The 21,452-nt window shown below is 62.5% G+C and carries 21 protein-coding genes; 6 read left to right on the forward strand and 15 right to left on the reverse strand.

From position 1 onward, the window contains the following. The first annotated feature begins 44 nt into the window (after positions 1 to 44). Together ACRHIG_RS17095 and ACRHIG_RS17100 are read left to right on the forward strand one after the other, a co-directional pair. Positions 45 to 752: a substrate-binding periplasmic protein gene (locus ACRHIG_RS17095; protein ID WP_475414333.1), complete on the forward strand. Its 708-nt coding sequence runs from the start codon at positions 45 to 47 to the stop codon at positions 750 to 752. 106 nt (positions 753 to 858) lie between these two features. Continuing rightward, on the forward strand, positions 859 to 1,938 hold the full coding sequence (locus tag ACRHIG_RS17100; protein WP_489627206.1) for a TIGR03118 family protein: 1,080 nt from the start codon (positions 859 to 861) through the stop codon (positions 1,936 to 1,938). Between the two features lie 48 nt (positions 1,939 to 1,986). Here ACRHIG_RS17100 and ypfJ read toward each other — a convergent pair whose 3' ends face one another. Next, positions 1,987 to 2,883 carry a KPN_02809 family neutral zinc metallopeptidase gene (gene ypfJ, locus ACRHIG_RS17105; protein WP_475414335.1) on the reverse strand — a complete coding sequence of 299 codons (897 nt, stop codon included), beginning with the start codon at positions 2,881 to 2,883 and terminating at the stop codon, positions 1,987 to 1,989. A gap of 167 nt (positions 2,884 to 3,050) precedes the next feature. On the opposite strand from ypfJ, the gene ACRHIG_RS17110 reads away from it, so the two are divergent. Then, positions 3,051 to 3,944, forward strand: a complete 894-nt coding sequence (locus tag ACRHIG_RS17110) for a GNAT family N-acetyltransferase (RefSeq protein WP_489627207.1) — start codon at positions 3,051 to 3,053, stop codon at positions 3,942 to 3,944. Positions 3,945 to 3,950: 6 nt separating this feature from the next. Here ACRHIG_RS17110 and ACRHIG_RS17115 read toward each other — a convergent pair whose 3' ends face one another. After that, positions 3,951 to 4,655: a DAPG hydrolase family protein gene (locus ACRHIG_RS17115; RefSeq protein ID WP_489627208.1), complete on the reverse strand. Its 705-nt coding sequence runs from the start codon at positions 4,653 to 4,655 to the stop codon at positions 3,951 to 3,953. Between the two features lie 107 nt (positions 4,656 to 4,762). Here ACRHIG_RS17115 and ACRHIG_RS17120 point away from each other — a divergent pair, with 107 nt between their 5' ends. After that, positions 4,763 to 5,449, forward strand: a complete 687-nt coding sequence (locus ACRHIG_RS17120; protein ID WP_489627209.1) for a TetR/AcrR family transcriptional regulator — start codon at positions 4,763 to 4,765, stop codon at positions 5,447 to 5,449. Here ACRHIG_RS17120 and ACRHIG_RS17125 read toward each other — a convergent pair. The 7 genes from ACRHIG_RS17125 to ACRHIG_RS17155 form a co-directional block, all read right to left on the reverse strand. Continuing rightward, entirely contained in the window at positions 5,412 to 6,092 is a 681-nt protein-coding gene (locus tag ACRHIG_RS17125; protein WP_489627210.1) for a DNA alkylation repair protein, read from the reverse strand. The genes ACRHIG_RS17120 and ACRHIG_RS17125 overlap by 38 nt on opposite strands. Before the next feature lie 176 nt (positions 6,093 to 6,268). Next, a complete protein-coding gene (locus ACRHIG_RS17130; protein ID WP_034756072.1) occupies positions 6,269 to 7,045 on the reverse strand; it encodes a peptidylprolyl isomerase in 777 nt (258 codons plus the stop codon). Between the two features lie 111 nt (positions 7,046 to 7,156). Continuing rightward, positions 7,157 to 7,936 (reverse strand): peptidylprolyl isomerase, encoded by a 780-nt coding sequence (locus ACRHIG_RS17135; protein ID WP_475414340.1) that lies wholly within the window; start codon positions 7,934 to 7,936, stop codon positions 7,157 to 7,159. A gap of 84 nt (positions 7,937 to 8,020) precedes the next feature. After that, the gene (locus ACRHIG_RS17140) at positions 8,021 to 8,323 is read right to left on the reverse strand and encodes a BolA family protein (RefSeq protein ID WP_475414341.1); all 303 of its coding nucleotides are present in this window, start codon (positions 8,321 to 8,323) and stop codon (positions 8,021 to 8,023) included. Then, positions 8,320 to 8,949, reverse strand: a complete 630-nt coding sequence (locus ACRHIG_RS17145) for a septation protein A (protein ID WP_489627211.1) — start codon at positions 8,947 to 8,949, stop codon at positions 8,320 to 8,322. The genes ACRHIG_RS17140 and ACRHIG_RS17145 overlap by 4 nt, the downstream gene beginning before the upstream one ends. An 83-nt stretch (positions 8,950 to 9,032) precedes the next feature. Continuing rightward, positions 9,033 to 9,434, reverse strand: a complete 402-nt coding sequence (gene msrB, locus ACRHIG_RS17150; RefSeq protein ID WP_034784618.1) for a peptide-methionine (R)-S-oxide reductase MsrB — start codon at positions 9,432 to 9,434, stop codon at positions 9,033 to 9,035. Between the two features lie 9 nt (positions 9,435 to 9,443). After that, a complete protein-coding gene (locus ACRHIG_RS17155) occupies positions 9,444 to 11,000 on the reverse strand; it encodes a protein adenylyltransferase SelO (protein ID WP_489630822.1) in 1,557 nt (518 codons plus the stop codon). Between the two features lie 136 nt (positions 11,001 to 11,136). On the opposite strand from ACRHIG_RS17155, the gene ACRHIG_RS17160 reads away from it, so the two are divergent. Then, on the forward strand, positions 11,137 to 12,789 hold the full coding sequence (locus tag ACRHIG_RS17160; RefSeq protein WP_489627212.1) for a 3-(methylthio)propionyl-CoA ligase: 1,653 nt from the start codon (positions 11,137 to 11,139) through the stop codon (positions 12,787 to 12,789). 6 nt (positions 12,790 to 12,795) lie between these two features. Here ACRHIG_RS17160 and ACRHIG_RS17165 read toward each other — a convergent pair whose 3' ends face one another. From ACRHIG_RS17165 to ACRHIG_RS17185, 5 genes are all read right to left on the reverse strand, one after another. After that, a complete protein-coding gene (locus ACRHIG_RS17165; RefSeq protein WP_489627213.1) occupies positions 12,796 to 14,331 on the reverse strand; it encodes a chemotaxis protein CheW in 1,536 nt (511 codons plus the stop codon). After that, positions 14,318 to 14,848, reverse strand: a complete 531-nt coding sequence (locus ACRHIG_RS17170; RefSeq protein ID WP_489627214.1) for a chemotaxis protein CheD — start codon at positions 14,846 to 14,848, stop codon at positions 14,318 to 14,320. Before ACRHIG_RS17170 ends, ACRHIG_RS17165 begins: the two co-directional genes overlap by 14 nt. Then, positions 14,845 to 15,669, reverse strand: a complete 825-nt coding sequence (locus ACRHIG_RS17175; RefSeq protein WP_489627215.1) for a CheR family methyltransferase — start codon at positions 15,667 to 15,669, stop codon at positions 14,845 to 14,847. Before ACRHIG_RS17175 ends, ACRHIG_RS17170 begins: the two co-directional genes overlap by 4 nt. A gap of 3 nt (positions 15,670 to 15,672) precedes the next feature. Then, positions 15,673 to 17,673: a methyl-accepting chemotaxis protein gene (locus ACRHIG_RS17180; protein WP_489627216.1), complete on the reverse strand. Its 2,001-nt coding sequence runs from the start codon at positions 17,671 to 17,673 to the stop codon at positions 15,673 to 15,675. A 147-nt stretch (positions 17,674 to 17,820) separates the two neighbouring features. After that, positions 17,821 to 18,201, reverse strand: coding sequence for a hypothetical protein (locus ACRHIG_RS17185; RefSeq protein ID WP_489627217.1), 381 nt, complete (start codon positions 18,199 to 18,201; stop codon positions 17,821 to 17,823). A gap of 89 nt (positions 18,202 to 18,290) precedes the next feature. On the opposite strand from ACRHIG_RS17185, the gene ACRHIG_RS17190 reads away from it, so the two are divergent. Further along, positions 18,291 to 20,378, forward strand: coding sequence for a 3-hydroxyacyl-CoA dehydrogenase NAD-binding domain-containing protein (locus ACRHIG_RS17190; protein ID WP_489627218.1), 2,088 nt, complete (start codon positions 18,291 to 18,293; stop codon positions 20,376 to 20,378). Between the two features lie 145 nt (positions 20,379 to 20,523). Here ACRHIG_RS17190 and ACRHIG_RS17195 read toward each other — a convergent pair whose 3' ends face one another. Further along, complete coding sequence (locus tag ACRHIG_RS17195; RefSeq protein WP_489627219.1) at positions 20,524 to 21,372, reverse strand: alpha/beta fold hydrolase; 849 nt, start codon at positions 21,370 to 21,372, stop codon at positions 20,524 to 20,526. Positions 21,373 to 21,452 lie beyond the last annotated feature (80 nt).

Here is a 21,452-nt window from a genome sequence, read left to right on the forward strand (position 1 = left end):
GGCGGCGCTTGCTGGCCTTGGCGCTGCTATGGCCGGCGCTAGTTGTGCCATCGCAGGCCCCAGCCCGGGAACTGCTGGCCGTGGGCGCGCAGTTCGAGCGCGTGTTCGAATACCAGGACGGCGGCGAGTATGGCGGCCTGGGCGCGGAACTGCTGCGCCTGATGGCGGCGCGCACGGGTAACACCGTGCGTTTCCGCATGGTGCCGTGGGCGCGCGCGCAAGCCATGCTGGTGCAGGGGCAGGCCGATATCCTGATCGGCCCCTACAAGACGCCCGAGCGCATCGCCAGCATGGCGTTTTCCGATAAGCCCTTCTATCAGGACCAGATGGTCTTTTATACGCGCCAGGACGCCAGCTTCGGCTGGGATGGCGACTACGCGGCGCTGAAGAACCGCCGGGTGGTGCTGCTCAATGGCTGGGCCTATGGCGCCGAGTGGGAACGCGTGCGGCCCGGTTTGCAGGTCAGCGTGGCCAACACGGTGGAAAATGGCTTGAAGATGCTGGTGCACAACCACGTCGACGTGTTCATCAGCAACCGCCGCAATACCGATCCCGTCGTCGCCCGTCTCGGCTATGGCCGCCAGGTGAAACCGCTGCCCAAGGTCATCGAAGTGCAGAATGGCTATTTCGCCTATCCCCGCTCGCCCGCGTTCGACAAGCTGCGCCTGCAGTTCGACCAGGAATTGAATAGCCTGATCGAGACGGGCGAACTGAAACGGCTGGGCAAACGCTACGACGTCGGCATACCCTGACACTGGCTATCTTTGCCGCGTTTGACGCGCCTCAAGCATGCTGCATGGCCGGGTTCTACCCTGAAAGCAGGCGGTGCCACACCGCCATCACGCCGAGGGGAATGCCATGGATACGCAGCGCATCAAGCAACTGATCTGCACCGTTTTCGCCATCTCGCTGGCCGCGGCCCTGTTTGCCTGCGGCGGCGGCCATCATCACCACCCACCGGCCGCGAGCGCCTATGCGGTCACCAGCCTGGTGTCGGACACGCCCGCCTTGCCGGCCGCGCACACGGACCCCAACCTCGTCAACGCCTGGGGCGTGGCCTTCAATCCACGCGGATTCGTCTGGGTGGCCGCGAATGGCACGGCGAAGTCCACCTTGTACGATGGCAATGGCGTGCCGCAATCGCTGGTGGTCAGCACGCCAGCAGGCCCGACGGGCATCGTATTCAACGGCACGCAAGACTTCAAACTGAGCCAGAACGGCGTGACGGCGCCCAGCCCGTTCATCTTCGCCAGTGAAAGCGGGACTATTTCCGCCTGGTCGCCCACGGTCAGCCCGACGACGGCCCTGGTCGTGTTCGACGGCAGCGCGGGCGGCAGCGCCTACAAGGGCCTGGCCATCTCGCGCTACGCGGGCGCCAATTACCTGTATGCGGCCGATTTCCACAACGGGCGCGTCGACGTCTTCGATGCCAGCTTTGCCAGGGTCGCCCTGCCTGGCGCATTCAGCGACCCCGGCTTGCCGGCCGGCTATGCGCCGTTCGGCATCCAGGCCATTGGCGAGCGCATCTATGTCGCGTACGCGAAGCGGGAAGCCAGCGGCGACGATGAAGAGGCCGGCGCCGGCCTCGGCATCGTGAATGTATATGATACGGGCGGCAACTTGCTCAAACGGCTGGTGAGCGGTGGCGCCCTGAATGCGCCCTGGGGCATGGCGCTGGCGCCCGCCGATTTCGGCACGGCCAGCAATATGTTGTTGATAGGGAATTTTGGCGATGGCAAGATCAATGCCTATGACCCCGACACGGGCACCGCCGCTGGTGCGCTGCGCAAGACGGATGGCACGCCGCTGGCGATCGATGGCTTGTGGGGCATCGCCTTCGGCAATGGCCTCAACAGCCAGCCCGTCAATACGCTGTTCTATGCGGCCGGGCCAGATGACGAGACGCATGGGCAATACGGGCGCATCGATTTGAAGTAGGTGGAACGTCCCCGTGCGCCCGCAAGGGCGGCACGGGGATGGCCATGCTTACAGCTGGCGCGCCTCAAACGTATTGCACTGGGCAATCTGGCCGCTTTCGATGCCCTTGCTGAACCAGCGCACGCGCTGTTCCGAGGTGCCATGCGTAAACGAGTCGGGCACGACATGGCCTTGCGACTGGCGCTGCAGCGCATCGTCGCCGATGGCCGTGGCCGCTTTCAGGGCCGCTTCCACGTCGCCCTGTTCCAGGATCTTGCGGTCCTGGTTGGCGTGGAATGCCCACACGCCGGCAAAGCAGTCGGCCTGCAATTCCAGGCGCACGGACATGGCGTTGGCCTGGCGCTCCGATTGCGTGCGGCGCGCCTTGTCGACCTTCTCGGACAAGCCCAGCAGGTTCTGCACGTGGTGGCCCACTTCATGGGCGATCACATACGCTTCCGCGAATTCGCCCGAGACCTTGAAGCGCTGCTGCATCAGCTTGAAGAAATCGAGGTCCAGGTAGACTTTCTGGTCGCCGGGGCAATAGAAGGGCCCGCTGGCGCTCTGGCCCGTGCCGCACGCCGTCGGCGTGCTGCCGGAAAACAGCACCAGCGTGGGTTTTACATAGCTGCCGCCTTCGGCCTTGAACAGGGCGCCCCAGGTGTCTTCCGTATCGGCCAGCACGGTTTTCACGAAGCGGGCCATCTCGTCCGATTCGGGCGGCTGGCGCGCGGGTGACTGGCTTTGCTGGGTACTGATCTGGCCGCCGCCACCGCCGCTGAGCAGGTTGAGCAGGGTCAGGGGATTGACGCCCAGCACATACGAGCCGACGAGGGCGATGACGATGGTGCCGATGCCGATCGAGCGCCCGCCAAAACCGAAGCCGCCCCCACCGCCGCCCCCGCCGCCGTCTTCGCCACGGCGGTCTTCCACATTGTCGCTTTCGCGATTGCCTTCCCATTTCATGATATCTACTCCTGCTGTGCTTGTGCGATTGCGCTCTACGGTTGATGGATGACGCCTGAATATGCTTCTTGCGACGAATCTTGTTATTATCGCAGTAAACCACGCCGCGACAGGGGCGACAATGTTACCCTTTGCAACTTTCTATCGACTCCACAACAGGTACACGCATGGCGCTTGCCAACGATACACGCATTTCGCCCACGGCGGTGGTCCAGGCCCAACTGGACGCCTACAATGCCCACGACGTGGCGGCCTTGCTGGCCATCTATGCTGATGACGCACAGCAATTCCAGCACCCCGATACCTTGCTGGCCACGGGCAGCGCGCAGATCGGCCCCCGCTTCACGGCCCGTTTCGCCGCCAGCCAGCCGCAGGCGCAGTTGCTCAACCGTATCGCCTGCGGCAAGCTGGTGATCGACCATGAAATCGTCCATGGCGACACGCCGGACGGTGTTTCCGCGCAGGAATTAGTGGCCACCTACGAGGTGGAGCAGGGACGCATCCGCCGTGCCTGGTTCAGCTTTGGCGCCTCGACCTGCCTGCGTGTGGCGCTGCCGGCCGATGTGCCCGCCATGAATGCGCTGATCGCCCGTTCCGGGGTGGCGCTGAGCGCGGGATTCTATACGCCGGAACAGGCCGAGGCCGTGACGCGCCACGTGTTCGGCGTCGATACGCAGCTCGTTGCCGACCGCACGTATTTCGTCATCGAACGCGATGGCGCCATGCTGGCCTGCGGCGGCTGGAGCCGGCGCGCCACCCTGTATGGCGCCGACCGCGCCAAGAGCGGGCCGGACCCGCTGCTCGACCCGGCCAGCCAGCCGGGCCGCATCCGCGCCTTCTTCGTGGAACCGGCCGCGGCGCGCCAGGGCCTGGGCAGCATGCTGATGCGCCATTGCGAACGGCAGGCGCGGGCCGCCGGTTTTACGGCACTGGAACTGGCCGCCACCTTGCCGGGTGTGCCGCTGTACCTGGCCAGCGGCTTTGCCGTGACGGAAGATTTTCACCTGGACTTGCCGGGCGAAATACAACTGCCGCTGGCGCGCATGCACAAGCGGCTGTAAGGCCGCCTACCAGGGCAGCGGCGCCTTTTCTCCGTTGGCGTGCTCGCCGTAGTACAGCGACGGCAAAAAGCGCGACAGATAGGTAAATTCGCTGTAGCAATGGCGCAGCAAATTCAGGCCCAGCACGTCGGGCACGTCGCGCACGGGATTGAGGCTGTTGCGGCCCAGCAAGAAGCGGCTGCGCAGCACGCAGCCCGTCGGCGTATCGCGCGTCAGGTGCAGCATTTCGCCATCGAGCGGATCGCCGTACGGATCGAGCACGACGTAATCGCCAAAGCCGATGCGGGCGCAGACGGCGGCCGACAGGGCGCCGCTGTCCCTTGCCTGCCGCAGCTGCACCGGGTCAAAGACTTCCTTCGGATCATGGAACTTCAGCTTGGCTTTCACGGGCGGAATATCGCCCAGCGACTCCACCGCCTCGATCGAGGCGCCGTAATAGCTTTCTCCCTTTTTCCATGCATTGTTCCAGCCGTGATGGGCCACGTGGTCGTGCGGATGCCACCACTTGATGTGCTGCGTCGTCTCGAAAAAGGTAAACCACCAGTCCAGCATGCGCCCGCTGCAGCCGTGCAGCTCGGTGCGCGCCGCCACCAGCAGGCAGCCATCGTCGAGGCGCGTGATGCCCGTTTCCAGGTGCAGGGGAAACGGGTCGAGCAAGTCGCCCGTGCTGGTAATGCTCCATGGGAATGCATTGTGCGTGTAGCTCGTCATGTCGTTCTCCTTTGTTGGGGTGAGCCAATTATATATTAAAGAAACATGTATCGTTTCCTAAATGTGTTTCAGTGTAAAATTGTCCATCGATCAAACTTGGAGCCGGCATGCAGGAAGAAGGGAGCAAGGCAGAGAGCAAGGCTGTGCGTGGACGGGGCCGTCCGGCGCGTCCGCCCGAGGAGGCGCGCGATGCGGCCGTGCAGGCGGCCACCTGGCTGCTGTTGAATGAAGGTTATGCCGCCACGACCATGGAAGCGGTGGCGCGCCATGCGGGCATGGCAAAGAAGTCGCTGTATCAGTATGCGGCCAACCGCGAGGAACTCGTGGCGCTGGTGGTGCGCGGCTGGACGGACGCCTTTTTACCGGCGATGGCGCACGATGCGGCCGCGCCCGGTGAAGTGCTGCCATTACTAAAAGAGATATTGCAGGCGATGGCGGCGCGCGTGTTGACGGCGGACGCCGTGGGCCTGTTCCGCCTGCTGTGCACGGAGTTTCCCGCCCGGGCGGACTTGCTGGCCGTGTATCAGCGCAACGGCATCGAGCGGGGCACGGCCTTGCTGACCGAGTGGTTGCAGCGCCAGGCCGCGCGCGGCCACCTGGCGTTGCAGAATGGGCCAGAGTTGGCTGGCTTGCTGCTGGCGATGGTGATCGCCGAGCCGCTGCGGCAGATGGCGCTGGGCTTGCTGGCGCCCGTGCCGGCCTGGGATGCGGCACCGCGCATCGACGCGGCGCTGCGATTGCTGGGCGGCCAGTCGTTCAAGGTGGCTGATGCTTCAGTGCTTCGCGGTAGCTGAGCGGCGATAGTTGCTGGCGGTGCGCGCAGGCAAACGCCGTCACGGCCTCGGGTGCGTGGCGCGCGTAATCGCGCAGGGCCCAGCCGATGGCCTTGCGGATGAAAAACTCGTCTTCGTGCGCCAGCGCCAGCGCCGCGCCGAACAGCCAGCCGGCATCCGTGTCGGCGCGCCAGCCCAGCTGGTGCAGCATGGCGATGCGGCGCAGCCAGAAATCCGCGTGCCGCAAGGCGCCATCCATGTGCGCGTGGCCATCGCCGCCGCGCTGGTGCTCCGCCTGCAGCACGTCGCCCACGATGCCCGCCATGCCGTCGACGCTGTCCCACCACGCGCGCTGGCGCGCCAGGCCGAGCAGGGCGGGGAGGTGTTCGGCGCCCAGTTGCCGCCGGTGCAAGGCCAGCATGTCGAGCGCCACGTGCTGGTACTCGCGCTCGGGCTGCTGCCACAGCAGTTGCGCATGTGCCAGCAGCGTATCGGCACCGATGCCCTTCAGGCCCGCCAGCAAGTCCCTGGCGGCCATCCGCCGCTGCGGCGCGCCCACGCCCAGGAATATGAACTGGTCGCGCATATACGCCTGCATGGGCGCCGCACGGCCCGGTTCGGCGGCCGCCTCCAGTGCGGCTTTCAATTCTGCATGTAGATTCATGGCATCTCCAGGCGTAAAAAAAGCGCTCCAGGGAGCGCTCTTGTCCAGCTAGCCAAACGGCTGATAGAAGCGTAGCGAGCGGCAGCGATTTGTGGCCGAGAAGCGCAACCGTACGAAGGTACGGTGAGCATCGCAGGCCGCAAAGCGCGACGCGCAGTAGCTTATATCAGGCGTTTTTATTGGATTTTGGCTTTCTTCATCAACTCATCGCGGTAGGCGGCGAGTTTTTTCTGTTGCAGCGACTCAGCTACCTGGCCCTTGACTTCTTCCAGTGCCGGCAGCTTCGTCGGACGGGTTTCTTCCAGCTTGATCACGTGGAAGCCGAATTGCGACTGCACGGGCGTTTGCGTGACCTGGCCTGGTTTCAGGGCCACCATGGCGTCGGAGAATGGCTTCACGTAGGAAGCCGGGCTGGCCCAGTCCAGGTCGCCGCCATTGGCTGCGGAACCGTCTTTCGATACTTTCGCCAGTTCTTCGAACTTGGCGCCGCCTTTCAGCTTGGCGATGATGTCTTTCGCTTCCGCTTCGGTGGCCACCAGGATGTGGCGTGCGTGGTATTCCTTGTCGCCGGCCTGGGCCTTGAACTTGTCGTATTCGGCCTTGATTTCAGCGTCCTTGACAGGGTTCTTCTTGACGTAGTCGGCCAGCAGGGCGTTGATGATGATGCTTTGACGGGCATTGTCGATCTGCGACTTGACTTCCGGACGCGTGCCGTAGCCTTGCTTGTCGGCTTCCTGGATCAGCACTTCGCGGCCGATCAGGTCTTTCTTGATGGCTTCGCGCAGTTGCGGCGAATCGGCTTGCTTGCCTTGGGCGACGACTTGCTTGACGACCTGGTCGACGCGCGACGATGGGATGGCCTTGCCATTCACGGTGGCGACGTTTTGCGCGAACGCAGGGATCGCGACGACGGCGACCAGGGCTAAGATCAGGCGGGCTGGCTTCAAAATCATGTTCATTCCTAATAAATATACTAAAAATCGATATGCGCGACTGTCGCGCAGTGCGCATTCAGGCGCAGAATACACGACCGGCGCCGAAAAGGGCGCCGGGGAGGTCAGTTCTTACTGAACTTTCGCTTTTTTGATCATCTCTTCCTGATACGCTTGCAATTTCTTTTGCTGCAGCGCTTCGGCGATCTGTGGCTTGACTTCTTCCAGGGTCGGCAGTTTTGCCGCGCGGGTGTCGTCCAGCTTGATCACGTGGAAACCGTTAGGCGTTTGCACCGGCGTTTCCGTGACCTGGCCTTTTTGCAGTTTCACGAAGGCGTCCGAGAACACTTTCGGGAACGACGATGGGGCTGCCCAGTCCAGGTCGCCGCCGTTGTCGGCCGAGCCCGCATCTTTCGATTGCTTGGCCAGGTCTTCGAACTTGGCGCCGCCTTTCAGCTTGGCGATGATGTCTTTCGCTTCCGCTTCGGTGGCCACCAGGATGTGGCGCACGTGGTATTCCTTGTCGCCCGTCTGCGCCACGAAGCGGTCGTACTCGGCCTTGATTTCAGCGTCGTTGACGGGGTTCTTTTTCAGGTAGTCGCCGACCAGGGCGTTGATGACGATGGCCTGGCGCGCGTTCTCGATTTGCTGCTTGACGGCTGCATCTTTACCGAAACCTTTGTTTTCCGCTTCTTGCATCAGCACTTCACGGCCGATCAAGTCCTTCTTGATCATTTCGCGCAATTGCGGCGAATCCGGTTGCTGGCCTTGGGCGACGACTTGCTTGACGACTGCATCAACGCGCGACGATGGGATAGGCTTGCCATTAACAACGGCAACATTTTGCGCAAAAACAGGTACCGCGACAACGGCGAGTAGTGCGATCAGCAAGCGGGCTGGCTTAAAAGTCATTATTAAATCCTGTTAGGGAAAGTTTCGTAAAAAACGCATGGGAAGAAATCCATCACATGGCTCGGGTACGCCAAAACGCCATCCTTACACTACTTCGGACGGCGCCAGGGCCACAATCGCCAATGCATGTATCTCATTATGCATCATATCGTGCACGGAATCATACACCAGTCGATGGCGCATGACGAGCCTGAGCCCCTCAAATCGGCTAGAAATAATGCGCAGATTGTAATGGCCTCCGCCCGAGGCGGCGCCCGCATGGCCCCGGTGGCGCGCCGAGTCGTCTTCCAGCACGCATTCCAGAGGGGAAAGTGCCGTTTCCAGGCGGGTACGGATGCGCTGCATGCGCGTTTCCGGCGAGGTATTCTCGGTGGTGGTATGCATCATGCGTCTTCCTTGATATGTTTGGCCAGGAACAGGGTTTGCGCCACGATGAAGGCAAAGAAGATGCCCGTCGCGCCAAACGCTTTAAAACTGACCCAGGCGGCCATGTCGCCCTTGTACAGCACGAAGGCGACAAACAGGTTCAGCGCGCCGATGGCGCCGAAGAAGATGATCCAGGCGGCCAGCAGCTGGTTCCATACGGCATCGGGCAATTGCACTTGCGCTTCCATGGTCTTGCGGATCAGGTTTTTCTTGAAACCCACGTGGGCGATCAGCAGGGCCAGGCCGGACAGCCAGTAGATCAGGGTCGGCTTCCATTTCAGGAAGAAATCGTCATGCAGGTAGATGCTGGCGCCGCCGAACACGACAAAGATGAACAACGACAGCCACAGCATGCCGTCCACCTTGCGCTTGCGCAGCAGCAGATAGCTGACCTGGCAGGCGGTGGCGACGATGCCGACGAGGGTGGCGAGTATCCACGGCGCCTGGTCAGCCTTGATCAGGCCGCCTGACACGAAGCCGGACAAATATTGCTGCACGAAATCGTGCGTGGCCGCTTCATACATGCCGCCCAATTTGAAGGCGGCGAAGAAGGCGATCAGGGGGAAGAGGTCGAATAGAAATTTCATGGCGAGACTTTACACTGGTCTTATTAAAATCATCTTAGGAATGGCTTAGGAGCAACCGAGTTGCTCCCAGGCGATCCTGTGTCTCACGGCTGCGGATCGAAGCGCAAGGAGGCCGAATTGATGCAATAGCGCAAGCCGGTCGGCGGCGGGCCGTCCGGGAAGACGTGGCCCAGGTGGGCGTCGCAGACGGCGCAGACGATTTCCGTGCGCAGCATGCCGTGGCTGCGGTCGACGATTTCCGTGACATTCGCCGGGTCGAGTGCCTGGAAATAGCTGGGCCAGCCGCAGCCCGAGTCGAACTTGGTGTCCGACGCGAACAGGGGCGTGTTGCAGCAGACGCAGGTGTAGATGCCGTGTTCATGGTGGTCCCAGAACTTGCCCGTGAAGGCCCGTTCCGTGGCGGCGTGGCGCGTGACTTCGTATTGCATCGAATCGAGCATGGCGCGCCATTCGGCGTCGGTTTTCTTGACTTTATTCGTGGTCATAATGACTCCTTAGGATGAGCAGCTGACTTCAAGGTGGCTGGCCCAGTCGGGCGGCAGGGCCGCATAGTGCTGGTGTTCGGGCTGTTCGTCAAATGGCTTTTGCAAAACGTCCAGCAATGTCGCCACTTCCGTGTAGTCCTGCTGCTGGGCTTTCTCGATGGCCACTTGCGCCAGGTAGTTGCGCAGCACGTATTTCGGGTTGACGCCGTTCATGGCCGCTTGCCGTTCGGCATCGACGCTATTCTCCAGCAACAGGCGCGCCCGGTACGTCGCCGCCCACGCATCGAAGGCGGCGCGGTCGATGAACATGTCGCGCAGCGCCGTGTCGTGTTCGGGCGCCGCCACCTGCAGTGTAGCCAAGGCGCGGAAGAAGTTGGTGAAATCCACGTGATTGGCTTGCATCAGCGCAAACATGTTGTCGAACAGGGCCGTATCGTCGTCCTGGCTCGTTTGCAAGCCCAGCTTGGCGCGCAGCAAGCTATTCATCTTCTCGGCGAAGGCGGGCTGGTAGCTGTCCAGCGCCGCCTGCGCCAGTTCCACTTCGCCGATCAGCGGCAGCAGGGCCTGGCCCAGCGCGTAGCAGTTCCAGTGGCCCACCTGCGGCTGGTTGGCGTAGGAATAGCGGCCTTGCTGGTCCGTATGGTTGCAGATGTGTTCCGCGTCAAACGCTTCCATGAAGCCGAACGGGCCGTAATCGAGCGTCAGGCCCAGGATCGACATATTGTCCGTATTCATGACGCCATGCATGAAGCCGACGGCTTGCCATTGCGCGATCATGTGCGCCGTGCGCACGCACACTTCGGCCAGCAAGGCCTGGTATGGATTTGCTGCGGCGCGCAAATCGGGATAAAAACCGTCGATCACGTAATCGGCGAGGATTTTCAGCTCGTCCGGCTTCTTGCGGTAAAACCAGTGCTCGAACGAGCCGAAGCGCACAAACGTGGGCGCCATGCGTGTGACGACGGCCGCCGTTTCCACCGTTTCGCGCATGATGCCTTGCTGCGAACCCATGATGGACAGCGCGCGCGAGGTGGGAATGCCCAGCGCCGCCATGGCTTCCGAGCACAGGAATTCGCGGATGGACGAGCGCAGCACGGCACGCCCGTCCCCCATGCGCGAATACGGCGTGGCGCCAGCACCTTTCAGCTGCAGTTCCATCGGACCGCTTGCCGTGGCGATATCGCCCAGCAGGATGGCGCGGCCGTCGCCCAGCTGGCCGGCCCAGACGCCGAACTGATGGCCCGAATACACGGCCGACAGGGGCTGCGAGCGCTCGGCCACGGCATTGCCGGCCAGCAGCGCCACGTAGTCGGGCTCGGCAAGGCGCGCCGCATCAAGGCCCACCAGGCTGGCAGCCGGTGCGCTGGCGGCGACAAAGTAGGGCGAGGGCAGGGGCGTAGGCATCAGGCGCGTATAGAACGCGGGCGGCAGGGCCGCAAAGCCGTTATCCAGTGGTAAGGTATGAGCGGTGATGGCAGTTCCATTCAAATAAGATGTGGCGGCGGGAAGCGCCAGCCTGGAATGCGATTTTACCGCACGGCGCCAGGGCGTGCGGCGCTTGCCCATGCGGCTGGAAACGGAATCAAAAATTCCATGCTGCAATGCAATATCGAAATGCGTTGACGATTTCCGCACGACCGTACGAAACTAGGAAAAATCTTTAAATTCCAACAATAACCGAGTATCCACCCCAGGAGACACGATGTCGGCATTTCCCTTGAGTCCAGTGATGGGCCAGATGATGAATCAGCCCCTGCTGATTTCCAGCATTATCGAGTTTGCAGCGCGTCATTATGGCGGCAGTGAAATCATTTCGCGGCGGGTGGAAGGCGATATGCACCGCTACACCTACCGCGATTGCCACCAGCGCGCGCGCCGGCTGGCCAATGCCCTGCATGGCCTCGGCGTCGGCATGGGCGACCGGGTCGCCACCCTGGCCTGGAATGGTTATCGCCACCTGGAAGCCTACTATGCCGTGTCCGGCTCGGGTGCCGTCTTGCACACCATCAATCCGCGCCTGTTTCCCGACCAGATCGCCTATATTTCGAATCACGCGCAAGACCAGGTCTTACTGTTCGACCTGACCTTCCTCCCCGTGGTGGAGAAAATCGCCGCCGACTGCACCTTTGTCCGCCATTTCGTGCTGATGTGCGACCGCGAGCGCATGCCCGCCAGCAGCACCATCCCCGACCTGCTGTGCTATGAAGACCTGATCGCCACGCATTCGGACGACTATGCATGGCCATTGTTCGACGAGAACGCGGCCGCCACCCTGTGCTACACGTCGGGCACCACGGGCAATCCCAAGGGCGCCCTGTATTCGCACCGTTCGACCGTGCTGCACGCGTATGCGTCGGCCATGCCCAGCGCCCTGAACGTGCGCGCCTCGGACACGGTCCTGCCCGTCGTGCCCATGTTCCACGTGAATGCCTGGGGCTTGCCGTATTCCGTGCCCCTGTCCGGCGCGCGCATGGTGTTTCCCGGCGCGGCGCTGGACGGCAAGTCGCTGTACGAGCTGTTCGAGGCGGAAAAAGTGACGTTCTCGGCCGGCGTGCCCACCGTCTGGCTGGGTTTGCTGAACCATGCGCTGCAGAATGACTTGACATTCTCCACCTTCCGCCGCACCGTGATCGGCGGCGCGGCGTGCCCGCCGGCCATGATGGATACCCTGATCGACAAGTTCGACATCGAGGTCATCCACGCCTGGGGCATGACGGAAATGTCGCCGCTGGGCACGGCCGGTGGCTTGCAGACCAAGCACCTGGACTTGCCGAAGACCGAGCAGCGCAAGATCCTGCAAAAGCAGGGCCATGCCATCTACGGCGTGGACATGAAGATCGTCGACGACGATGGCAAGGAATTGCCGTGGGATGGCGTGGCGTACGGTCATTTGCTGGTGAAGGGGCCGTGGATCATTTCCTCGTACTACAAGAACGAGGGCGGCGAGGTGCTGCAGGATGGCTGGTTCCCCACGGGCGACGTGGCCACCATCGACGCGGACGGCTACATGCAGATCACGGACCGCAGCAAGGACGTGATCAAGTCGGGCGGCGAGTGGATCGGCACCATCGACCTGGAAAACCTGGCCATGGCGCACCCGGCCGTGCTGCAGGCGGCCTGCATCGGCGTGTTCCACCCGAAATGGGACGAGCGTCCCGTGCTCGTCGTGGTGCTGCGTCCCGGCATGGAGGTCACGCGCGACGCCTTGCTGCAGTTCTTTGAAGGCAAGATCGCCAAGTGGTGGACGCCCGACGACGTGCTGTTCATCGACGCCTTGCCCATGGGCGCCACGGGCAAGATCCAGAAGAACAAGCTGCGCGAGCAGTTCAAGGGGCACCGGCTGCCGGGGATGTAAGGCAGCCTAGGCCGCTCGCGGCAGCGCCGTTCCCAGCTTTTCCAGCAGATGATCGCACTGGAAGACGGACAGGGTCTGGCGCTGCGCATCCGTGCCGATATCGATCATTTCATCCATTTCGCTGCGCAAGTCGTCGTGCGCGCCCGTGCGGATGATTTGCGGCGCCGCAAAGCGCTGGCTGTCGGAAATGGTCATGATGTTGTCGACGTGGTCGACGAGGAAGCCATAGCGCTCGGCACCCCGTTCCACGATCAAGATCTTGCCGCTGCTTGCGTCCGGCAAGGGCGGCATCGCGTACAGCTGGCGCAAGTCGATGATGCTGATCATTTGCTGGCGCAAGTTGAGCATGCCGCGCATGCAGGGCGGCATGCCCGGCGGCGTCGTGATGGCGCCGCTGAAATCGATGATTTCGCGCACTTGCCCGATTTCCACGGCGAAGCGGGTTTCCACCGTAAACGTGATGTAGACGCGGCGCTGCGCCTTGTGCGTGGCGGCGCCGGCCGTTTCCGTATCGGCCGGGTACAGGCGCGCGTGGCCGTCGCGCATCTCGACGATCTCCGCTTGCGACAGGATTTCCTTGTGGTCGAGGAAAATGATGTCGCCCAGCCCCTCTTTCGTGATGCAGCCTGCAAACATGGCGGCGCGCGCCTTGCTCAGCAGGGGAATCGGCAGCACTTCGTCGCCAAAGAAATGCACGATGCTGTCGACGGAGTCGACGAGGAAGCCCACGGTCGTATCATTCAGGCGCACGACGATGACGCGCTGGTCCGGCGTGGTTTCCTTGGCCGCTGTGCCGGACCCTGCCGCCTGCAGCAGGGCGCCGAAATCGACGACGGCCACCTGGCTGCCGCGAAAATGCATGCGGCCAAGGCACAGCGCGCTATTCAGCAGGGAGCTGTGCAGTTCCGGCACCTTGATGATTTCCTGGATGGCCAGCATTTCGAAGGCGAACGTGGCGCCCGCCGCATGGAAGCTGACGCACTGCCGGCGTTCGCTTTGCGCATGGTAGCGGGCCGTGCTCAGCTTGGCGCCCGTCGCCTGCAGGGCCAGCACATGGGGCACGTTTTCGATGCGCAGCAGGGCGTGCGGGTCGAGGATTTGCAGCAGGCGCGCGCCGCCGTCGAGCAAAATCGTGCCGGCGATGACGGCGTGGCTGTCGCCAGCCGCATATTGCAGGGCGCTGCGCGCGCTGGCGGGCACGCGCAGGATTTCGCCCGTGTCCTGGAAGACGATGCCGATCAGCACTTGCTGGAAATCGAGGATGGCGATCTTGTCGGTGGCGACGGCGCGCGGCGCATCGGCGCGGAACAAGCGGCCCAGGTTGACCACCGGAATGACGCTGCCGCGCAAGGTGAACATGCCTTCCAGATAGGCGGGCGACAGGGGCAGGGCCGTGACTTTCGCGGGATAATTGACCACTTCGCGGATGCAGCTGGCGGGCAGGGCGAATTCATCGCCGCCCAGGTGGAAGGAGCCGAACAGTTCGGTGGCCGTGTCGCTTGCGCCCTGCGCCTGCAAACCCGTCGCTTCATGCATATCCATATGCGCCTTCCTTGCGTGGAATCAATTCGGGTGGCGCCACCACATCGGTGACGGCGTAGCTGTGCCGGGCGCAATCGATCAGCAACTGGCGCCCGTGGCGCCCGCCCAGCGCGCAAAAACTGACGTGCAAGCCGCACTGGGCCAGGTATTTTTGCGCCGCTTCCGCGTTTTGCCGGCCCACCTGCAGGCGGCCATGGACGTGGGCGGGGCCGAACATGCTGGCGCCGCCCGCCAGCACCACCTCGATATCGGCATAATCGGCCTGGCGCACGCCCATCAGGCGCAGCAGCGAGGGTACGGCCTGGCTGACATAGCGCGCGCCAAGGGCATGCTCGGCCCCGGGCGCCTCCGGCAGCAGACAGTGGGCCAGGCCGCAGCAGGGGCCATTCTTCCAGATGAAGCCGATACCGATGCAGGAGCCGAGCAGCGCTTGCAGCTGCTCGCCATGCGTGCCCACGCTAAGTTGCCCCATACCAACATGGTGCGGCGGCAGGCCATGTTCGATGATGATGCTCATGCGCTACCCGCCTTGTAAATCATGGGAAATTCGAATTGATAGCCGGTGCCGAGGCGGGCGATGGTTTCCGACTCGCCCAGGATCAGCCGGCCCTCATCCTTGAGGCTCAGGCGCGCCTGGCGCAGCACGGTTTCCTGATGCTCGGCATCGAAATAAATCAGTACATTGCGCAGGAACACGAGGTCGAACTGCCGCGCCGGGCGCAGTGCTTCGAGCAGGTTATGCTGGGCAAAGCTGACGTGTTGCCGCAGCTCTTCGTTGACCTTGACGCCATACGGCGAGGGTGTGAAATATCTGCGCAGCAAGTCCGGGTGCGACAAGCGGATGCGTTCGACGGAGCGCCCGCTGTACTGGCCGGCCCGCGCCGCACCGAGGATCTGCTGCGAAATGTCGCTGGCCAGGATCTGGTAGCGGAAAGCGGGCGCTTGCAGCCTGAATTGCTCGCACAGCATGGCGATCGAATACAGCTCCTCGCCGCTGGCGGCCGCGGCCGACCAGATGCTCAGGCAGCCATCGGGATGGGCGCGCGCCCAGGCGGGCAGGTAGCGGTCGCGGAAGTAATCCCAGACCTGCGGCGTGCGGAAGAACAGGGTATCGTTGGTGGTCACCAGGTCGATGAAATGGGCCACCTCGTCGCGGTCGCTGGCCACCCGGTCCAGATAAGCCTGGTAGCTGTGCAGGGACAGCGCCCGCAGCCGTGGCTGCAAGCGCCGTTCCAGCAAGACACTCTTGCGCGCGGTCATGGCGATGCCCGTATGCTGGCGCACCAGCGCGATCAGGTTCGTCAGCACTTCGGGCGTCAAGGTGGCCGCGTGGCTCATGGCCTACACCACGAAGCCGGAGACAGTCTGGTTCAGGCTGCCCGCGCGCTCGTTCAAGCCATCCGTCGAACGGGCGATGCTGTCGCAGTTGGCGGCCGACTTTTCCGTTTCCTCGGCGATGTACTGGATCGCCGTCGACACTTCGCGCGCCGTCAGCAGCTGCTCGTTGGCCGCCTTCGAGATATCGGAAATGGCCAGCGTGGTCTTGGCCACGCCCGAGACGATCTTGTCGAAGGCATCGCTGGCCTGGCGCGAAATCTCGCTGCCCGTCGAGACGCGCTTGACGGATTCGTTGATCAGCTTGGAGATTTCCTTGGTGGCTTGCGAGGAACGCTCGGCCAGCTTGCGCACCTCGTCGGCGACGACGGAAAAGCCCAGGCCGTGCTCACCCGCGCGCGCCGCCTCGATGGCCGCGTTGAAGGCCAGCATGTTCGTCTGGTTGGCGATCTCGCTGATGACCTTGACGATTTCGCCGATGTCTTCCGACGAGCGGTTGATCAGGTCCATCGCCTCGATCGACTTGGCGACGGCGCGCGCGCCCGCTTCCGCTTCCTGCTGCGTGGCTTTCGCCAGGGAATCGGCATTCGAGGTGTTTTCCGCGATGGAATTGATGGAGAACGTCAAACCGTCGATGGACGCGTTCATTTCTTCCACCGTGGCGCCCAGCGCCTGCGTGCCCACGGCCACGCCCGTGGCCCGTTCGGCGATCGCGTGCGAGGCGTCGGCAAAGCCGTTCGCGGCCGACACCACGTTGCCGATCACGCCGCGCAAGTCGACGATCATCTTGCTGATGCCGCCGGCCAGCAGGTCGATCGGCTCGTCGCCTTCGGGCACGATATTGCAGGTCAGGTCGCCTTGCGCCGCGCGCGCCACCGAGCCGAGCAGGGCGTCGACCTTGCGGCTGTCGCTGGCGGCCTTGGCCTGGATGCTGTTTTCCAGGTTCACCTGGTCCGTGATGTCGATGGCGAACTTGACCACTTTATACGGCTTGCCGTTCAGGTCCAGGATGGGATTGTAGGTCGCCTGTATCCAGACCACCTTGCCATGGTTGCCCAGGCGCTTGTAGCGGCCCGCGTCGAATTCGCCCCGGTTGAGCTTTTGCCAGAATTTCTTGTACTCGGCGCTGCTGGCATACTCGGGTTCGCAGAACATGCGGTGGTGCTCGCCCTGGATATCGCTCAAGTCGTAGTCCATGACGGCGAGGAAATTGTCGTTCGCGTCCAGTACATTGCCCTGCATGTCGAATTCGATCACGGCCTGCGCCTTGCCGATGGCGCTGACCTTGCCTTCGTATTCGGCATTGCGCTTTTTCAGGGCCGTCACGTCGCTGGCGAACTTGACCACCTTGAAGGGCCGGCCTTCCGCGTCGAAAATGGGGTTGTACGAGGCATTGAGCCAGATTTCGCGGCCGTCCTTGGTGACGCGCTTGTATTCGCCCGCGTCGAACTGGCCTTGTCCCAGCTTCTGCCAGAACTGCGCGTATTCCTCGCTCTTGGCGTACTCGGGCAGGCAAAACATGCGGTGGTGCTTGCCCTTGATCTCGTCGAGCGTATAGCCGACGGACTTGAGGAAATTGTCGTTGGCGTCGAGGATGGTGCCGTCGAGCCGGAACTCGATTACGGCCTGGGCCTTGCTGATGGCGTCGATCTTGCCTTCGTAATCGGCGTTGCGGCGCTTGCTGGCCGTGATGTCGGTGGCAAACTTGATGACTTTATACGGCTTGCCGTCCGCGTCGAGGATGGGGTTGTAGGACGCGTTGATCCACACTTCGCGCCCATCCTTGGCGCGGCGCTTGTATTCGCCATGGTCGAACTCGCCGCGTCCCAGCTTGGCCCAGAAGTCGGCGTATTCGGCCGTTTTCACATACTCGGGGTCGCAGAAGATGGCATGGTGCTTGCCTTGCACTTCGGCCAGGGTATAGCCGACGACGCGCAGGAAATTGTCATTCGCATGCAGGATGGTGCCGTCGAGTTCGAATTCGATGACGGCCTGGACACGGTTCAATGCAGTATTTATCGCTTGTAAGTCCAGATCCTGGGAGTGGCTGACATGGCTGGCTGCGTCCATAGTATTTCCTTCGGGGTGAGAAGAGGAATGGGGGCGATAGGCTGCTGTTATTATTTTTTCTGCTATTTATATCGGACAGGGATGTTATTGCAGCGGCCGGCCTTTGGTGATAATCGGTGAGAATGTGCGCGACGAACGGCCGCCAGTGTTTACCCTGCGGTTTGCCTTATAGTCGATAAATTGTAGAGTATTGATTTGAATCAATAATTTTATTATTCCCCAGCGTCCGGCGAAAAACAAGGGGCGGGAATAAATAATGTAAAAATTGTCGCAATTGGCCCATGCCGGTATATAAAAAACGCCTTCTTTCGCAGAATAAAACGCCGTTATTAATATTGCTGTTTTATTATTTAAATGAATATCCAAGTGATACCTTCTACCGCAGCCTGCTGCTTGCAGCAGAATCTTTCCGCAAACGATGTTGTACCATGGCGTACCATGCTGGCGGCCGCGCGCGCGCGACAAAAATAATACGAGCGTTCTTTTATGCGGTATAGTGAAGCTTCATCCCTTGCAACCACCTCATCGCTGAGCAAAATCAATAAGGAAGAGACATGAGTGCTGAATATCAAGTGAACGGCGCCGTTGCCGTCATTACCCTCGCCAATCCGCCCGTCAATGGCCTGGGCCTGGCGACGCGCACGGCCGCCGTGGCCGGCATCCGCCAGGCGCTGGCGGATGAGGCCGTCAAAGCCATCGTCATCACGGGCGCCGGCAAGGCATTCTCCGGTGGCGCCGATATCAAGGAATTCAATTCGCCCAAGGCGCTCACGGAACCGACCCTGCACACCTTGATCAACGTCGTCGAACAGTCGACCAAGCCCGTCGTGGCGGCCATCCACAGCGTCTGCATGGGTGGCGGCCTGGAGCTGGCGCTGGGCTGCAACTACCGTGTGGCCGCGCCCGGCGCGCAGATGGCCCTGCCTGAAGTCAAGCTGGGCATCTTGCCGGGCGCGGGCGGCACGCAGCGCCTGCCCAGGGTGCTGGGCCTGGAAATGGCCCTCAACATGATCGTCTCGGGCACGCCCGTCGCGTCCGAAAAACTGGCTGGCACGGCCCTGTTCGATGAAGTCATCGCTCCCGGCGCCGACTTGCTGGCCGCCGCCGTGGCCTTCGCGACGAAGATAGCCGACGTGCGCCCGCTGCCGAAAGTACGCGAGCGCAAGGTCGATTACCCGAACCATGAAGCGTTCCTGCAGTTTTCGCGCAATACCGTCAAAGCCATGTCCGGCCCGTTTCCCGCGCCGCTGAAATGCGTCGACGCCGTGGCGGCGGCCGTGACGATGAAATTTGACGACGGCTTGAAGTACGAGCGCGAACTGTTCATGCAGCTGGTGCAGTCGCCGGAATCGAAAGCCCTGCGCCACGCCTTCTTTGCCGAGAGGATCGCCAGCAAGGTGCCCGACGTGCCGTCCGACACGCCCGTGCGCGCGATCGCCAAAGCGGCCATCGTGGGCGCCGGCACCATGGGCGGCGGCATCGCCATGAATTTCGCCAACGCGGGCGTCCCCGTGCTGCTGCTGGAAACGAAGCAGGAAGCGCTGGACAAGGGCCTGGCCACCATCCGCAAGAATTACGAAAATACGGTGAAGAAGGGCAAGCTGACGCAAGAGAAGGCCGAGCAGCGCATCGCGCTGGTCAGCGGCACGTTGGCGTATGCCGACATTGCGCAGGCGGACATCGTCATCGAAGCCGTCTTCGAAGAGCTGGGCGTGAAGGAAACCGTGTTCAAACAGCTCGACGCCGTCATGAAGCCAGGCGCCATCCTCGCCTCGAACACGTCCACTTTAGACCTGGATAAGATCGCCGCGTTCACGCAGCGTCCGCAAGACGTGATCGGCACGCATTTCTTCAGCCCCGCGAACGTCATGAAACTGCTGGAAATCGTTCGCGGCAAGGAAACGGGCAAGGACGTGCTGGCCACGGCGCTGGCGCTGTCGAAAAAGCTGAAGAAGACGGGTGTCGTCTCGGGCGTGTGCGACGGTTTCATCGGCAACCGCATGATCGAGCAGTACAGCCGCCAAGCCGGTTTCCTGCTGGAGGAAGGCTGCTTGCCGGAGCAGGTCGACAAGGCCGTCGAGAAGTTCGGTTTTGCCATGGGGCCGTTCCGTATGGGCGACCTGGCCGGCAACGACATCGGCTGGGCCATCCGCAAGCGCCGCTACGTGGAAAAGCCGGACGTCACGTATTCGAAGACGGCCGACCTGCTGTGCGAACTGGGACGCTACGGCCAGAAGACGGGCGCCGGCTGGTATGACTACAAGGCGGGCGACCGCAAGGCGTATCCGTCGGAACAGGTCAACGCGATGATCGTTCAGCATTCCGCCGATATCGGCGTGGCGCGGCGCAAGATCAGCGACCAGGAAATCGTCGAACGCCTCGTGTATGCGCTGGTCAACGAAGGCGCGCGCATCCTGGAAGAGGGCATCGCCCTGCGCGCCTCGGATATCGACATGGTGTATCTGACGGGCTACGGCTTCCCGCTGTTCCGCGGCGGCCCCATGTTCTACGCGGACACGGTTGGCTTGCCGAACGTGCTCGATACCATCAATGGCTACGCGAAAGGCCGCCACGGCGAAGCGTGGACGCCGGCGCCCCTGCTGGTGAAACTGGCGGGCGAGGGCAAGGGTTTCAATAGCTAAAACGGCGCTACCGTTGACGCCCGCTGTTGTCGGATTACGCGCGGCTTCGCCACGCTAATCCGACCTACTGAGTAAGTCGGCGTAGGTCGGATTAGCGGCGGCACGCCGCGTAATCCGACGCCGCCACGGACGCCAGCAAGCATGTTTACTTCTTCTTCGCCACCATCTTGACCGCCTCGTTGACGATGACGGGGTTGTCTTTCTGGATGTAGTAGCCGGCGCCCGTGATGCGCTCGATGGCCGGCGCGCCGGACAGGCGCTGCCAATCCTTTTCCTGCGCCCGCACGACGTTCTCGAACGAGCCCATTTCCTCGATGCCGAACTTGTCGCGCACCAGCAGCATGGCGGGCACGCGCAGCGGGCTGTTCATGTCGACGTGCTGCAGGCATTGCGTCTGGGCATCGAATTCGGCCGATTCCGTACTGTTGAACATGAGTTTGCGCCGCGTCTTCACGAGCATGGCGTAGGTGGACGCATCCGTCTGCAGGCGGTTCCACTGCTGCGGGTGCGTGGGGTCGAGCAGGACCAGGCCGGCCACATCCTGCGGGTACAGCCTGGCATACACATACTGGTACAGTCCGCCCAAGCCATGGCCCACCAGCACATACGGCGGCTTCAGGCCCGCCTGCGCCAGCAGGGCGCGCTGCTGGGCGGCGATGGTGCAGGGATCGCGCGGCGTGGTGGTCTTCTGGCTGTCGCCGTAGCCGGGACGGTCGTAGACGAGCACGCGGTGCTGCCGGGCCACTTCGGGCACCACCTTGGCCCATACATCCTTGCCGTCGCCCATGGCCGACTGGAACACGACGGGCAAGCCGCCCTGGCCGCTCAGGGTATACGCGATGCTGGCGTCGGGCAGGGCGGCCGTGGCGGGCACGCCTGGCGTGGCCGGGGTCGATGGCAACAGGGAGCAGCCGGAAAAACAGCCTGCCAGCAGCAAGCCGGCGCTGGAGAGGAGCATGGTGCGCGCGGGGCGGCCGACGAATAGATGATGCATGAATCTCCTTCTTGATGCGGGGACCGGGGACCAGTATGGCGTGCCAGCCATTATAGGCAAAACCATATAGAAGTGGAAAT

This window comes from Janthinobacterium sp. C22 (assembly GCF_057919405.1).

Coding starts and splice junctions, on each gene's coding strand:
- ACRHIG_RS17100 (WP_489627206.1), top strand. CDS start 859: ATGGATACGCAGCGCATCAAGCAACTGATCTGCACCGTTTTCGCCATC.
- ypfJ (WP_475414335.1), bottom strand. CDS start 2,883: ATGAAATGGGAAGGCAATCGCGAAAGCGACAATGTGGAAGACCGCCGT.
- ACRHIG_RS17110 (WP_489627207.1), top strand. CDS start 3,051: ATGGCGCTTGCCAACGATACACGCATTTCGCCCACGGCGGTGGTCCAG.
- ACRHIG_RS17115 (WP_489627208.1), bottom strand. CDS start 4,655: ATGACGAGCTACACGCACAATGCATTCCCATGGAGCATTACCAGCACG.
- ACRHIG_RS17120 (WP_489627209.1), top strand. CDS start 4,763: ATGCAGGAAGAAGGGAGCAAGGCAGAGAGCAAGGCTGTGCGTGGACGG.
- ACRHIG_RS17125 (WP_489627210.1), bottom strand. CDS start 6,092: ATGAATCTACATGCAGAATTGAAAGCCGCACTGGAGGCGGCCGCCGAA.
- ACRHIG_RS17130 (WP_034756072.1), bottom strand. CDS start 7,045: ATGATTTTGAAGCCAGCCCGCCTGATCTTAGCCCTGGTCGCCGTCGTC.
- ACRHIG_RS17135 (WP_475414340.1), bottom strand. CDS start 7,936: ATGACTTTTAAGCCAGCCCGCTTGCTGATCGCACTACTCGCCGTTGTC.
- ACRHIG_RS17140 (WP_475414341.1), bottom strand. CDS start 8,323: ATGATGCATACCACCACCGAGAATACCTCGCCGGAAACGCGCATGCAG.
- ACRHIG_RS17145 (WP_489627211.1), bottom strand. CDS start 8,949: ATGAAATTTCTATTCGACCTCTTCCCCCTGATCGCCTTCTTCGCCGCC.
- msrB (WP_034784618.1), bottom strand. CDS start 9,434: ATGACCACGAATAAAGTCAAGAAAACCGACGCCGAATGGCGCGCCATG.
- ACRHIG_RS17155 (WP_489630822.1), bottom strand. CDS start 11,000: ATGGGCAAGCGCCGCACGCCCTGGCGCCGTGCGGTAAAATCGCATTCC.
- ACRHIG_RS17160 (WP_489627212.1), top strand. CDS start 11,137: ATGTCGGCATTTCCCTTGAGTCCAGTGATGGGCCAGATGATGAATCAG.
- ACRHIG_RS17165 (WP_489627213.1), bottom strand. CDS start 14,331: ATGGATATGCATGAAGCGACGGGTTTGCAGGCGCAGGGCGCAAGCGAC.
- ACRHIG_RS17170 (WP_489627214.1), bottom strand. CDS start 14,848: ATGAGCATCATCATCGAACATGGCCTGCCGCCGCACCATGTTGGTATG.
- ACRHIG_RS17175 (WP_489627215.1), bottom strand. CDS start 15,669: ATGAGCCACGCGGCCACCTTGACGCCCGAAGTGCTGACGAACCTGATC.
- ACRHIG_RS17190 (WP_489627218.1), top strand. CDS start 18,291: ATGAGTGCTGAATATCAAGTGAACGGCGCCGTTGCCGTCATTACCCTC.
- ACRHIG_RS17195 (WP_489627219.1), bottom strand. CDS start 21,372: ATGCATCATCTATTCGTCGGCCGCCCCGCGCGCACCATGCTCCTCTCC.